Raw genomic sequence first — 13,028 nt, forward strand, 5'->3', positions numbered from 1 at the left:
AAGGCCCCAGCACGCGCTGCCACATGGGCCCCGGCTCTGCAGCGCAGCGCTGACCGGACGATGCTCCGCATCGCCGGGACAGCGCTGCGCTGCGTCCGGGGCACGAGCGCCCCCGCGCCGGGAGCAGGGGAGCCCTGTCAGCCCCAAGTTCCCGTTGCGCGCGTTCCCCGGCTGCGCTATCCGGCCACAAAGGCCTGAGGCGGCACCATATTTTCCCGCCCGGCCCCAAACCCGAGGACGGAAACAGCCATGCCAGCCTATCGCTCCCGCACCACCACCCACGGCCGTAACATGGCGGGCGCTCGCGGCCTCTGGCGCGCGACGGGCATGAAGGACGGCGACTTCGGCAAGCCGATCATCGCGGTCGTCAACTCCTTCACCCAGTTCGTGCCCGGCCACGTCCACCTCAAGGACCTCGGCCAGCTCGTCGCCCGCGAGATCGAGCAGGCTGGCGGCGTCGCCAAGGAGTTCAACACCATCGCGGTCGACGACGGCATCGCCATGGGCCATGACGGCATGCTCTATAGCCTGCCGTCGCGCGAGCTGATCGCCGACAGCGTCGAGTACATGGCCAATGCGCATTGCGCCGACGGCCTCGTCTGCATCTCCAACTGCGACAAGATCACGCCCGGCATGCTGATGGCCGCGCTGCGCCTCAACATCCCCGCCGTGTTCGTCTCGGGCGGCCCGATGGAAGCCGGCAAGGTCAAGCTGGCCGGCAAGACCAAGGCCGTCGACCTCATCGATGCCATGGTGGCTGCGGCCGATAGCAAGGTCAGCGACGAGGACGTCAAGGTGATCGAGCGTTCGGCGTGCCCGACCTGCGGCTCCTGCTCGGGCATGTTCACCGCCAATTCCATGAACTGCCTGACCGAGGCGCTCGGCCTTGCGCTGCCCGGCAACGGCACGGTGGTTGCCACCCATGCCGACCGCAAGCGCCTGTTCGTCGAGGCCGGCCACACCATCGTCGATCTCGTCCGCCGCTACTACGAGCAGGACGATGCGTCGGTGCTTCCGCGCAACGTCGCGAATTTCAAGGCGTTCGAGAACGCAATGACGCTCGACATCGCCATGGGCGGCTCGACCAACACCGTGCTGCATCTGCTCGCCGCCGCCCATGAAGGCGAGGTCAAGTTCAGCATGCAGGACATCGATCGCCTGTCGCGCCGCGTGCCCGTGCTGTGCAAGGTCGCTCCCTCGGTCGCCGACGTCCATGTCGAGGACGTGCATCGCGCCGGCGGCATCTTGGGCATCCTGGGCGAGCTCGATCGTGCCGGGCTGATCGACACCTCTGTTACGACCGTGCATGCGCCGACCATGAAGGACGCGCTGGAGCGCTGGGACATCACGCGCACCAAGAGCGAGACGGTGCGCACCTTCTATCGCGCCTCGCCCGGCGGCATCCCGACCCAGGTCGCGTTCAGCCAGGAGCGCCGCTATGACGAGCTCGATGCCGACCGCGAGAAGGGCGTCGTCCGCAATCTCGCGCATGCCTTCAGCAAGGACGGCGGCCTTGCCGTGCTCTACGGCAACCTCGCGCAGGACGGCTGCATCGTGAAGACGGCCGGCGTCGACGCCTCGATCCTGAAGTTCTCCGGCCCGGCGCGCGTGTTCGAGAGCCAGGACGCGGCGGTCGAGGGTATTCTCGGCGGCAAGGTCGTTGCCGGCGAGGTGGTGGTCATCATCTATGAAGGCCCGCGCGGCGGCCCCGGCATGCAGGAGATGCTCTATCCCACGAGCTATCTGAAATCGATGGGCTTAGGTAAGGCCTGCGCGCTCGTCACCGACGGCCGCTTCTCGGGCGGCTCCTCGGGCCTGTCGATCGGCCATCTGTCGCCGGAAGCGGCAGAGGGCGGCAACATCGGTCTCGTGCGCACCGGCGATATCATCGCCATCGACATCCCGAACCGCAGCATCACCCTGGAAGTCTCCGACGAGGAGCTTGCCAAGCGCCGCGCCGCGGAAGAGGCGAAGGGCGATGCGGCCTGGCAGGCGGTGGGCCGCAAGCGCAACGTCTCGACCGCGCTGCAGGCCTACGCCGCGCTCACCACCAGCGCCGCGCGCGGCGCGGTGCGCGAGGTGAAGCGTCGCCCGAAGTGAGCGCGCGCCGCGTTCGCGCGGTACGCAGATGGTCAACGAGTCCTGAACGGCCGGCGCAAGCCGGCCGCTCGCGTTAAGGATGCCTCCACGAAGTTCGGCAAAGCAGGGTTTTGCGGCGTATAATGCGGCGACCTTCGCAAATCCATTTCGGGCAATTGGGGCACCAAAATAATGTCGCGTACGCTTGCTGTTGTTTTCTCCACCGCCGTCGCCGCGATTTCCATGACGGGCGCGGCCTCGGCCGGCTGCTACAATTGCTACGCACCGCCGCCGTGCCAGACCTGCTATCAGCAGCAATACGTCGCGCCGCAGTACCGCACCGTCGACGAGACCGTGATGGTCTCTCCGGGCTCGGTGGTCGCGCACCGTACGCCCGCGCAGTACCGCACCGTGATGGTGCCGCAGACCGTGATGGTCGCGCCGCCGAGCGTCCAGTACCAGCGCATCCCGCCGCAATACGCCACCCGCCAGCGCGTCGAGATGGTCTCGCCCGGCTATTCCTATTACGCCCCGGTGCAGATGGGCTGCGCGTCCTGCGGCTACTGAGCCGACATCGTCAGAAACGGATTTGACGCGGCGCTCTCAAAGGGCGCCGCGTTTTCTTTTGCACCGCTCACGGAATCGCCACCTTGTTCGACACGACGATCCGGTGCTTCAACCGGTCGTTGAGGGTGATGAAAACCGCTCTGGGCCGCTGGGTGTTGGGAACCGAGAAAAAGAGCTGCGACAGATTGGACGGATCGGTGAAGCCGCAGAATCCGTAGAGCCTTTGCTTCCTGGCGTTGTAGATGTCGACCCAGGTCCGCGATGCCGAGGGAGTGAGCCCGCACGGCGGCAGATTTGGCGATGCCGCGAAGAGCGCAGGCGCGTAATCGCGCCAGTTGACCACCGTCAACCCGACGATGAGTGTCGGGCCAAAAACCAGTTGCCCGGTATATTGCAGCACCGGCGGCGGAAACCGCTGCGCCAGCGCGGGCGTCGCAAATCCTACCAGCAGCGCAACGGCGGCCAGGAGTCGCTTCAGCCTCATCCTCATCCTCCGTCCATGGTGTCAACCAACGCTAGAGCGGGCGAAGGAACATCCTTTGATCCTGGTCAACGGAGGGGCATCCTCAGCAGCCCGCCGCCAACGAGATGCGAGCAAGGCCCCAGCGGCGTCCAAAACGAAGGTCGGAGCAGGGGCCCACCAAGTCCCGCGGCAGGGCCGCCCAACTTCGCGTTGCCTTACGCGGTCGACTGCGTTAAGCGACAGCCATTCCGGGTTTGGAAGGGTGGCCGAGTGGTTTAAGGCACCGGTCTTGAAAACCGGCGTGCCCGCAAGGGTACCGTGGGTTCGAATCCCACCCCTTCCGCCAATCGATCCGTCCGGGGTCCGTCGGTCGGGCTCTCCCAGACAGGTAATCCGTGAACCAGACCTCCACTCCCGCCTCCCTCGACAAGCTCAAGCTCCGCATTCAGGCGCTGCGTGCCAAGACCATCGCCAATGGCTGCACCGAGGACGAGGCGCTGTCGGCCGCCGCCAAGGTCGCCGAGCTCCTGGATCGCCACGATCTGTCGCTCTCCGACGTCGAGCTGCGCGCCTCGCCCTGCGAACGCAGGGTTTTCGAGACCCATCGCAAGAAGCGCATTCCGCTTGACGACTGCATCGGCGCGATCGCTCAGTTCTGCGATTGCCGGGTCTGGCGGGAGAAGAACGCGGCCGGCGAGAACATCTACGTGTTCTTCGGTCTGGCTGCGGATATCGAGGTCGCGCATTACCTGGCCGAGTTGATCGACGGCGCCGTGCGCGCCGAACTCGGCCGCTTCAAGACCTCGGTCGACTACGGCAGGTTCCGGCACCAGGAGCGGCATCTGGCCAACGCCTCCTTCGCGCTCGGGATGGTGGCGTCTATCGCGGACAGGCTGGTGGCGATCAAGGCCACTCGCGATCAGGTCAACGAAAGCACTGGCCGTGGGCTGGTCGTCCTCAAGACCTCGGTGGTCGACGCAGAACTGGATAAGCTCGACCTCAAGCTCCGGACCGTGCGCAGCGCCAGCCGGATGGTGTCGATGACCGCCTATGAAGCCGGCGGCGCTGCCGGCGCGTCGCTGGCGATCAATCCGGGGCTTGGCGGGTCGCAGTCAGGTACCACTCGCAGAGGAAGTTGAGCGCGCATCGGGGCGGGGCCCGGCTTCGACCGCTACGTCTGCCTTCCTGAGCGGGCAGCACGAGCGAAGCGAAATCCTCAGCTCTTCACATTGCCGCCCTTCAGCGCATTCCACGCCGCCTTGTTCGCCTCATCGAAAGCCTTGCGGGATTCAGCGAGCGCCGCGCTCAGGACCGACCACGATTCGCTCCCGGCCTGCTTCAGCTTCTGCAGGCGCGCCTCCGCTTCGGACGCATCGGATTTCATCTGCTTGAGTGCGGCGTCGATGTCGCCGGTGTGGGCTGCGGCGACTTTGCCGGCGGCCTCGCGGAATTTGTCCGCGGCTTCGCGCCAGGCCTTGGCTTGAGCCGCGGCAACGTCCTTGAACGTCGCCTGCTGCTGCTCGAATTGTTTGCCGGCGCCCTCGAAGTAGGTTTTCACCTGGGCTTCGAATCCGGCCCATTGCTTGTCGAGGTCGGTCTTGGCGCTCGCCCAGGCGGCTTCACCTGCTTCTGCCTGGGTCTTGAGCATCGCCTTGAATTCATCACGGCGCTTGGTCAGATCCTGCAGCAGCTGATCCGTTTTGACCTTGGACTCGGCCTTGGCCTGGCCGGCCTTGACCTCGAAGGAGGCGAGGGCGGCATCCATTTCGTCGATCCGCTCCTTGGTCCAGTTCAGGTAGAAATGCACGCTGCTCTGCTCTGACATGGCGGTCTCCAATTTGCTTGCCGGAGTGACGATCCCAGAGCTCGGGCTTGCTGGTATTGACATGTCTCAATGACGTTGCGGTCTCACGCAATTGCGATTGCCGCACCGGGCAACGCCGCATCGGCGCCGGTGCAAGAGCGGAGCGCTTGGTGTCGCGTCGAGCAGCGCGCTTCTGTTCCTCGTGGAACCCATTGAGCCTTCAGCGCGTTTAGCCGCGAACGCGATTTGCGAGGTCCCCCTGCTCAAGAGTTCATCGACCCTGATCCCCGGCGACACCGTCTGGCGACGCTGCGAGGCGCGGCGCGTGGCGGTTCTCAATGATGCCGCGACCTATTTCGCGGCCCTGCGCGAGGCGCTGCTCGATGCGCAGGAGATCGTCTACATCGTGGGGTGGGATATCCATAGCGAGACCAATTTGGTCGGAGCTTCCGGGCGCGCCGAGGATGGCCTGCCGGATCAGCTCGGTCCGTTCCTGCGCGCCCTGGTTCAGCGGCGGTCGGGCTTACGGATCAACATCCTGGTCTGGGATTTCGTCTCGTTCTACGCGTCCGAACGGGAATGGAATTCCGCGGCGAAATTCACCGCCGATACCGAGGGCAGGGTCCAATTCGTCTTGGATTCCACGCTTCCGTTCGGCTCGGCGCAGCACCAGAAGATCGTCTGTATCGACGGATCATTGGCGTTCGTCGGCGGTCTGGATCTGACGATCCGGCGCTGGGACACGAGCGACCATTGCGCCGCTCTCGCCTCGCGCTGCGATCCGCAAGGCAAGCCATACCCGCCGTTTCATGACGTCCAATGCCTGGTCGACGGCGATGCAGCCGCCTCGGTATTCGAGCTCGCGGAGGCGCGGTGGCGTGCGGCAGGCCAACAGACGCATGATCGGCGCGCACTGAAGCGACTGCGCTGGCCGTCGAACGTGCCGGTCGATGCCGAGCAGATTCCGGTGGGGATCGCCCGGACCGAGGTGGTCTCCCCCGCAGGGTCGACCACCAGGGAGGTCGAACGCTCGCTGATCGCGGCGATCCGGTCGGCGACGAGGTTCATCTACATCGAGAACCAGTTCACCAGCGCCACCAGGATTGCCGAGGTGCTGGCCGAGCAGATGCAGCGCGTGCCGTCGCTTCGGGTTCTGGTCGTTGCTCCCAAATTGCATTCCTCGTGGCTGGAATCCCAGGCCATGCAGAACGGCCGTGGGGCCTTCATCGATTGCTTCAGTGAAGCGGGCGTGGCCGATCGGATCCGCTTCGTCTACCCGGTTTCGCGCGAGGGGGAGACGGAAGCGGCCGTGATGGTGCACAGCAAGCTCATGATCGTCGACGATCAGACCTTGCGGATCGGCTCGGCCAACCTGAACAACAGGTCGATGGGCGCCGACAGCGAATGTGACCTGATCTTCGAGGCCGCATCCGACGAGCATCGACAGTTCATCGCGTCGGTTCGCCGGCGCCTGATCGCTCATTTCTGCGGCCTCGACGCACGAAGCGTGACGCAGAACGACGACCATCTCTTTGCTCTCCTCGACGAGGTGTCGAAAGCCGATGGAGCGAAGACGCTGCGGGCCGTGGAGGCCGCGGTCCCGACCGGCACGCTCGCCAGCATGGTTCAGCCGGTGGCCGATCCTGAGCGGCCTCTTCATCTCGAGCGGGCGGCCTCGCGCATGTGGAGCACGAAGACGATCATCGGCATCGCAGCGATCGCCGTGGCGCTCCTTGGTCTCGCGTTGGCTTGGTCATACACATCTCTCAGCGGTTTCGCCGACACGGGGCGCATCGCGACCCTGCTGTCCGCCTATTCCCAGTCCGGCTGGGGGCCGCCGCTTGCGATCGCGGCTTTTGTCGTCGGCGGGCTCGTGGTGTTTCCGGTGCTCGTGCTCATCGCGGCAACGGCCGCTGCCCTTGGCCCCTGGTTGGGATTCGTCACGGCGACATCAGGCGTGTTGCTCAGCGCCTTCATCCTATTCGTGATCGGACGGGCCCTCGGACGAGAGCGGCTCCAGCAATTGCTCGGGCGACGCGCGGCGCGGATCCAGGACCGCGTGGTCGGGAAGGGGGTACTTGCCGTGGTCATGATCCGGATGATTCCGATCGCGCCCTTTTCGGTGGTGAATGTCGTGGCCGGCGCGAGCACGCTGCCTCTGCGTGACTTCCTGGTCGGAACCGCGCTCGGCATGACGCCAGGTATTCTCACGATGGCGGTTCTGGGTGCTCAGATCGCGGATGTCGCCCGCAATGCATCCTGGAGCAGCATGTTGCTGCTGGTGCTGGCGTTCCTGGGCTGGCTCGGCATCTGCGCGGGCGCGCAATTCGTCGCCACCTGGCTTGCCGGGAGGCGCTGATGCGCTTCATGACGTGGAATGTCCACGGCACGTTCAATCTCAATCCGAAGTTCGATCTGGAGGGCGTGTGCGCCATCATACGCAAATGGAGTCCCGACGTCGTCGCGCTTCAGGAGGTGGATTCGCGGTCGAGGACGGACGATCCGTTTACGCAGCTGGCGAGTGTCGTCGGCGATCACCGCGTTCACGCCAAGTCGATCGTGACCGAGGATGGCGACTACGGTCAGATGCTCCTGAGCCGGTTTCCGTTCACGGAGATGCCTGAAATCGTCGACGTGTCGTACCGGGAGCGCGAGCCGCGCCGGGCCATTGCCACCAGCCTGCTGACACCGGCCGGCGACGTGCGCGTGGTGGCGACGCATCTCGGCCTGAGCATTCATGAGCGCTATGCCCAGGCACAGGCCCTGGTCAGCCTCGTGAGGCCGGCAAGGACCGTCGTCCTCGGCGACTTCAACGACTGGTTTTGGGTCAAGTCGGTGCGGCGCGTGCTGGCGCAGGTTTGCCCGAACCGCACGCGCTTACGTACCTTCCCGTCGCGCGTACCCCTGATGCGGCTCGACCGGATCTATGCGACGCGCGACAGCCGGATCGGAAAGGTTTGGACCGATACGGAGGCGAGGGCGTTCTCCGACCATCTGCCCGTCATCGCAGACATCGAGATCTAGCAATGGGCTGCTGTTTTGCCCGACGGGGCAAGTCGATCGCTCGCGAGCCTTTGCAAAAACTCTTTGTTTTACAATTACATGTCTACTGTGCATGGGGTTGTTTTTCGATATTTTGTTGAGACGCATTTGGGGGAGGAGAGGAACTCTTTCCTCACCTCCGCGTTATCTCGGCATGACTGAAGACCTTTCCTTCCGACGCAAACCCCTGACCCCGGAACAGCGCCAGGCGCGCGATGCGGCACGCCGGATCGAGGCCGACAAGGCCATGCGCGACCATGAAGAGGCGCAGAAGGCGTTTTACGCCAACAAGGAGCGGCTGAAAGCCGAGCGGCTGGCGCGCGAAGCCGCGGCAGCAAAGGCCTGATCCAATGGCATTCGTGCGCGCGATGACGGTTCGTCGTGATCGCGTCGCGCTTTAGTGCCGGTTGGACATCCGCGTTGCGTTTAAAGTCAGTACGAGCGTCTGTAAGGCTCCTGCGAAGGGCCTCCGGGGCAATTGCGCCTCGATGGCTTCGGCTGCGACCCGGCAATCCTCGGCAACCTTGAGCAGCCCGCTTCGCGTGAGGTCCATGGAAAGGGCTGCCTGCTCCAGACAGACCCGCTCAAGCCGTCGAAACTCCCGCAGCTCTTTGTTCATGCGTCAGCTCTCGGTGTGCCCCAAGCCATGCGGCGCTGAGTCTGCTTAACGAATGGTAAATATCCCTCTGTCTAGCCGGCCTGGCTGGCCCGGGGATTGTGCTGGCGGTGCAACCGGGCCTGCGGCTGATCCGGCAGGCTTGACGGCGTCCAGCTTCCGCCGGAAGCTTCAAATGATCCTAAACTGACGTGAAGCCGCGGGAGACGTTCGCCCAGCCAGTCCGACCCCTATCAGCGAAAAGCGCAATGGAGCTGACCATGACCACGTTCGACAAGCGCGAGCAGGGCTTCGAGGCCAAATTTGCCCACGACGAGGAGCTCATATTCAGGGCTACGGCCCGGTCCAACAAGCTGCTCGGGCTCTGGGCCGCAAGCGAGCTTGGGCTGAGCGGCGATGCCGCGGCGAGCTACGCGACGGCGCTGGTGACGGACCATCTGCAGAACCAGACGATGAACGAGGTCGTGGAGAAGGTGTCGGGCGACCTGGCCGCCAAGGGCCTTGGGCGCGAGCAGGTCGCGCAGAAGCTTCAGGAGTGCCTGCATCAGGCGCTCGCGCAGCTCGAAGCGGATAAGCAATGAGGGACGGCGTTGCGCCTCATTCGGCGTGCTTGCGCATCCCGGACTCGCTGAGCTTGTCGACATAGGCGATGCCGAGCGCCGAGACGATGAAGGTGATGTGGATCAGCACCTGCCACATCACCCCCGTCTCGGTGTAGCCGGCGCGGTTCGAGCCGAGATTGCCGGCCTCGATGAAGGTGCGCAGCAGCGCGATCGAGGAGATGCCGATGATGGCCATCGCGAGCTTGATCTTGAGGACGCTGGCATTGACGTGGCCGAGCCATTCCGGCTCGTCCGGATGGCCCTGCAGGTCGAGCCGCGAGACGAAGGTCTCGTAGCCGCCGACGATCACCATCACGAGCAGGTTCGAGATCATCACGACGTCGATCAGCGCGAGCACGCTCATCATGATCTGCTGCTCGGTGAGATCGAGGGCGTGCCAGGAGAGGTGCCAGAGCTCCTTCAGGAACAGCGCGATGTAGACGCATTGCGCCACGATCAGTCCGAGGTAGAGCGGCAGCTGCAGCCAGCGCGAGCCGAAGATGATCATCGGCAGCAGACCGAGGCGCGGCAGGGGCGGGCGCGGTTCGATACGAGGTTCGGATTGGTGTCCAGGCTCAACCGACATTCAGGCGGCATCCTCGCAATCGCAACGATCGCTTTCATGTAGCCCGACAAGATGGCCGGCGGAAGACGTCGCGCGCCTCGCCTTCGGCGGATCGCGCCATTTCGTGTTAGCGTGCGGCGCGGCCGTCGCGTGGCGGCCCGGATCGGGAGGCGGGGAGTGATTCAGCGCGGCTTCGGCAGGTTGACGGGCGGGGTCGCGCTCGCCGGTGCGATCATGATGGGCGCCGGCGCCACGGACCTGTCGGCGACACCACTGACGCCGTTCCGCTACGAGGCGCAGGCACAGCGTCATTGTCCGCACGACAGGGTGGTCTGGCTGGATTTCCGCAAGGGCGTCTACTACCGCAAGGGTCAGAAGCGGTACGGCCAGGGATTCGACGGCAGCTTCGTCTGCCAGGCCGAGGCTCGCGACGGCCGCTACCGCCGCTCCCTGCTGGGCCTGCGTTGAGCGTCGCGTGACCCGCGCTCGCGCAACGGGCCGGTTATGTCCGGCGCGGCAGCTTCACCGGGACGTGCGGCGAGGTGCTGATGACCCGGGGGCTTCCGTCAGGATAGGTGCGGTCGCTGCGGATCAGCGATTCCAGGACCAGAAAGAATTTCTCGGCAAGCATGTGCGTCACCCCTGTCGGTGATGGCCTCTTGAAATGTAGGTCGAGGCGCCGAACGCGGGAATTCAATCAACTGAACGAGAGCGGCAGCGTCACGTGCTGCAGTCGCAGTGATGCGGTGGGTTGGAAATTCGGAAGGAGAGTGTGGCGCTCAGGCGAAGGCCAGTGCCATCAGGCTCGAGCAGAGCAGGACCAAACCGCCGGCGGTCAATGCCAGGAAGCCGTCAGAGACCAGATCATGGTTGCGCATGGGACACCTGCCGCTCTCGCCTTCGATGCTCGGCCGGATTGATTAAAATTGTCCGAACGTGCCGCCTTGAAAGAGGTGATGCTTGCCGTCTGCGCGAGTGCCGTCAGGCCCTCGTGCGGTAGCCTTCAAACGCATGGGCCAGGAAGATCCCCGCGCTTACCAGACCCATCAGTGCCGAAACCGTCTCGATCATCGTTAAATTCCAAATCCCGCCCTTGCATCCGAGAGAACGCGGGCGGCCTTGCACAGTCAAAAGAATTCCAATGAGGCCAATGACAATGGGGGTGGAGTGAGGATTCAGCGCAACAGAATCTCGGGGATGCCCCGTAGAACAACGGAAAAATGCGAACGTCCTGTTTACCATCCCGGCGGGATCGCCGCGGGCTCCCCATTTCCGCCGCGTTCGGGTTGCGTTATCCTTACTGCTTCCGAGGCGGTGGTGGGCCGGTTCGGATCAAAGGACCGAACAGGCTGCCCGTTGCACAGCGGATTGGGCAGACGTTCCGCGGAATGGTATTTGGGGCGAATGGGGATCCGACGGTCAGATTCGGTTTTGCGGGCCGCGCGCGGTGTTGCGGCGGTCGCAACCTGCATTGTGCTGGCCAATTGCGCCTCGTCCAACAAGTTCGCCAGCCGCGTCGATCCGAAATACGGCGTGTCGTCGAGCCCCCGGGTGGTGGCCTTCGGCGAGCCGGTCCCGAAGGGCGGCGGCACCTATCGCGTCGGCAAGCCCTATGTCGTGGCCGGCAAGACCTACGTGCCGGAGGAAGACGTCAATTACCGCGCCGAGGGCATGGCGTCCTGGTACGGCGATGACTTCCACGGCCGCCTGACCGCCAATGGCGAGGTGTTCGACATGACCTCGCTGACCGCGGCGCATCCGACCTTGCCGATGCCGTCCTACGCCCGGGTGACCAACATTTCGAACGGCAAGTCGCTGATCGTCCGCGTCAATGACCGCGGGCCCTATCACGGCAACCGCCTCATCGACGTCTCGAACAAGGCCGCCGAACTCCTTGAATTCAAAGGAAATGGTGTCGCCAAGGTTCGTGTCGAATATGTCGGCCGGGCGCCCCTCGAAGGCTCCGACGACCGCCAGCTTCTGGCGACCCTGCGCACCGGCGTTCCGGCGCCGTCGCCCTCGATGGTCCGGGTCGCCTCGGCAAGACCCTTCGTGCCGGAATTGCCGGGATCGAGCCGCGGAGCCATTCGCGGCGACGTGCCGATGCCGGAGGGGCGGCCCTATAATCTCGGCAACACCTCCGCCGACATGGCCTCGCTCAACGCGACCTCGGAGATGTCGGCCTCGAGCCGCGGCCGGGGCCGGGCGCTCCAGAACGTCCGCAGCGTGTCCTACGATGCGGACGGCCGCTATGCCGCCGAGCGCGCGTCCTCATCCGCCGACGGCGCCGCCGAGGCCCGCAGCATCCTGAGCGGCCGCGGGCTCTACTAGGTCCCGTTCTCCTTCAGGAACTTCACCAGGGCCGCGTTCACCTCGTCGGGCCGTTCCTGCTGCACCCAATGGCCGGCGCCCTCGATGATCAGCTTTTGCTTCAGGTTCGGCAGCACGCGCTCGAGCTCGTTGACGCGCTTGGCGCCGATCAAGCCGGTGATGACGGCGTCCCGGGAGCCGGCAATGAACAGCGAGGGCTGACGGATCTGTGCGTCCTGCCAGGGCGCCGTCAGCTCCCAATTGCGGTCGATGTTGCGGTACCAGTTCAGCCCGCCGCGAAAGCCTGATTTGCGGAAGCTCTCGGTGAAATAGGCCAGGTCCGCCTCGCTGAGCCATGCGGGCAGGGGCTCCTCGATGGTCGCGTGGCTGAGGAAGCCTTGGCCCTCCTGCACGAACATGGCAGCGGAGGGATCGGCAAGGCCTCGCCCACCAAGCACGATGCGCATGGTGCGGGCGACGTCGCGCTCGAGCTCGGCCTCGGCGATGCCGGGGGCCTGGAAGTACTGCCAGTAGAAATTGGTGACGCCGCCCTGGCGCAACAGGTCGAGCGGCTTGCCGCGGCCGCGGAATGGCGGCGGCACGCTCAGGCCCGCGACCGCCGTGAAGATGTCGGGCCGGAACAGCGCCGCGTGCCAGGCGACCGGCGCGCCCCAATCGTGGCCGACCACCATCGCCCTGGTTTCGCCGAGTGCCTGCACCAGGCCGACGATGTCGCCGACCGTGTCGAAGATCGAGTAGGCGGCAATGTCAGGCGGCGCCGCGCTCTGACCGTAGCCACGCATGTCGGGGGCGACGACGTGAAACCCGGCGTCCGCCAGCGCCGGGATCTGGTGGCGCCAAGAGTAGGAGAGCTCCGGCCAGCCATGGCACAGCACCACCAGCGGACCCTGGCCGGCTTCGCGGATGAACAGGTCGATGCCGTTGGCCTTGATCACGCGGGTGGAGGACATCGCTTTTCC

Annotated in this window: 15 protein-coding genes and 1 tRNA gene; 10 read left to right on the forward strand and 6 right to left on the reverse strand. The window is 65.1% G+C overall.

The window, feature by feature from the left end; genetic code table 11:
* Window positions 1–249: 249 nt before the first annotated feature.
* Window positions 250–2,100, forward strand: a complete 1,851-nt coding sequence (gene ilvD / locus Q0743_RS32470) for a dihydroxy-acid dehydratase (RefSeq protein ID WP_298245492.1) — start codon at window positions 250–252, stop codon at window positions 2,098–2,100.
* A 222-nt stretch (window positions 2,101–2,322) separates the two neighbouring features.
* Complete coding sequence (locus Q0743_RS32475; RefSeq protein WP_298245551.1) at window positions 2,323–2,646, forward strand: hypothetical protein; 324 nt, start codon at window positions 2,323–2,325, stop codon at window positions 2,644–2,646.
* Between the two features lie 67 nt (window positions 2,647–2,713).
* Here Q0743_RS32475 and Q0743_RS32480 read toward each other — a convergent pair whose 3' ends face one another.
* Window positions 2,714–3,130 (reverse strand): hypothetical protein, encoded by a 417-nt coding sequence (locus tag Q0743_RS32480; RefSeq protein ID WP_298245493.1) that lies wholly within the window; start codon window positions 3,128–3,130, stop codon window positions 2,714–2,716.
* Window positions 3,131–3,365: 235 nt separating this feature from the next.
* On the opposite strand from Q0743_RS32480, the gene Q0743_RS32485 reads away from it, so the two are divergent.
* Window positions 3,366–3,455: transfer RNA gene (locus Q0743_RS32485), tRNA-Ser, on the forward strand.
* A 49-nt stretch (window positions 3,456–3,504) separates the two neighbouring features.
* Entirely contained in the window at window positions 3,505–4,248 is a 744-nt protein-coding gene (locus Q0743_RS32490) for a DUF2786 domain-containing protein (RefSeq protein ID WP_298245494.1), read from the forward strand.
* 77 nt (window positions 4,249–4,325) lie between these two features.
* On the opposite strand, the gene Q0743_RS32495 is transcribed toward Q0743_RS32490, so the two are convergent.
* Window positions 4,326–4,934, reverse strand: a complete 609-nt coding sequence (locus tag Q0743_RS32495; RefSeq protein WP_298245495.1) for a hypothetical protein — start codon at window positions 4,932–4,934, stop codon at window positions 4,326–4,328.
* A gap of 304 nt (window positions 4,935–5,238) precedes the next feature.
* On the opposite strand from Q0743_RS32495, the gene Q0743_RS32500 reads away from it, so the two are divergent.
* The 3 genes from Q0743_RS32500 (at window position 5,239) to Q0743_RS32510 (ending at window position 8,301) form a co-directional block, all read left to right on the forward strand.
* Window positions 5,239–7,272 carry a VTT domain-containing protein gene (locus Q0743_RS32500; RefSeq protein ID WP_298245496.1) on the forward strand — a complete coding sequence of 678 codons (2,034 nt, stop codon included), beginning with the start codon at window positions 5,239–5,241 and terminating at the stop codon, window positions 7,270–7,272.
* Window positions 7,272–7,937: an endonuclease/exonuclease/phosphatase family protein gene (locus Q0743_RS32505; RefSeq protein WP_298245497.1), complete on the forward strand. Its 666-nt coding sequence runs from the start codon at window positions 7,272–7,274 to the stop codon at window positions 7,935–7,937. Before Q0743_RS32500 ends, Q0743_RS32505 begins: the two co-directional genes overlap by 1 nt.
* Before the next feature lie 172 nt (window positions 7,938–8,109).
* Window positions 8,110–8,301, forward strand: a complete 192-nt coding sequence (locus Q0743_RS32510) for a hypothetical protein (protein WP_298245552.1) — start codon at window positions 8,110–8,112, stop codon at window positions 8,299–8,301.
* Window positions 8,302–8,352: 51 nt separating this feature from the next.
* On the opposite strand, the gene Q0743_RS32515 is transcribed toward Q0743_RS32510, so the two are convergent.
* A complete protein-coding gene (locus Q0743_RS32515) occupies window positions 8,353–8,574 on the reverse strand; it encodes a hypothetical protein (protein WP_298245498.1) in 222 nt (73 codons plus the stop codon).
* Between the two features lie 257 nt (window positions 8,575–8,831).
* On the opposite strand from Q0743_RS32515, the gene Q0743_RS32520 reads away from it, so the two are divergent.
* Window positions 8,832–9,152, forward strand: coding sequence for a DUF1476 domain-containing protein (locus tag Q0743_RS32520; RefSeq protein WP_298245499.1), 321 nt, complete (start codon window positions 8,832–8,834; stop codon window positions 9,150–9,152).
* 16 nt (window positions 9,153–9,168) lie between these two features.
* On the opposite strand, the gene Q0743_RS32525 is transcribed toward Q0743_RS32520, so the two are convergent.
* Window positions 9,169–9,759 (reverse strand): TIGR00645 family protein, encoded by a 591-nt coding sequence (locus Q0743_RS32525; RefSeq protein WP_298245500.1) that lies wholly within the window; start codon window positions 9,757–9,759, stop codon window positions 9,169–9,171.
* 156 nt (window positions 9,760–9,915) lie between these two features.
* On the opposite strand from Q0743_RS32525, the gene Q0743_RS32530 reads away from it, so the two are divergent.
* Complete coding sequence (locus tag Q0743_RS32530; RefSeq protein WP_298245501.1) at window positions 9,916–10,206, forward strand: hypothetical protein; 291 nt, start codon at window positions 9,916–9,918, stop codon at window positions 10,204–10,206.
* A 34-nt stretch (window positions 10,207–10,240) separates the two neighbouring features.
* Here the strand turns inward: Q0743_RS32530 and Q0743_RS32535 are convergent, their stop codons facing one another.
* Window positions 10,241–10,369, reverse strand: a complete 129-nt coding sequence (locus Q0743_RS32535) for a hypothetical protein (protein ID WP_298245502.1) — start codon at window positions 10,367–10,369, stop codon at window positions 10,241–10,243.
* A gap of 773 nt (window positions 10,370–11,142) precedes the next feature.
* Here Q0743_RS32535 and Q0743_RS32540 point away from each other — a divergent pair.
* The gene (locus Q0743_RS32540) at window positions 11,143–12,069 is read left to right on the forward strand and encodes a septal ring lytic transglycosylase RlpA family protein (RefSeq protein WP_298245503.1); all 927 of its coding nucleotides are present in this window, start codon (window positions 11,143–11,145) and stop codon (window positions 12,067–12,069) included.
* Here the strand turns inward: Q0743_RS32540 and Q0743_RS32545 are convergent.
* Window positions 12,066–13,019 (reverse strand): alpha/beta hydrolase, encoded by a 954-nt coding sequence (locus Q0743_RS32545; RefSeq protein WP_298245504.1) that lies wholly within the window; start codon window positions 13,017–13,019, stop codon window positions 12,066–12,068. The two genes, Q0743_RS32540 and Q0743_RS32545, sit on opposite strands and share 4 nt — an antisense overlap.
* Between the last annotated feature and the right edge of the window lie 9 nt (window positions 13,020–13,028).

The sequence above is a fragment of the uncultured Bradyrhizobium sp. genome (assembly GCF_936943645.1).
Taxonomy (GTDB): domain Bacteria; phylum Pseudomonadota; class Alphaproteobacteria; order Rhizobiales; family Xanthobacteraceae; genus Bradyrhizobium.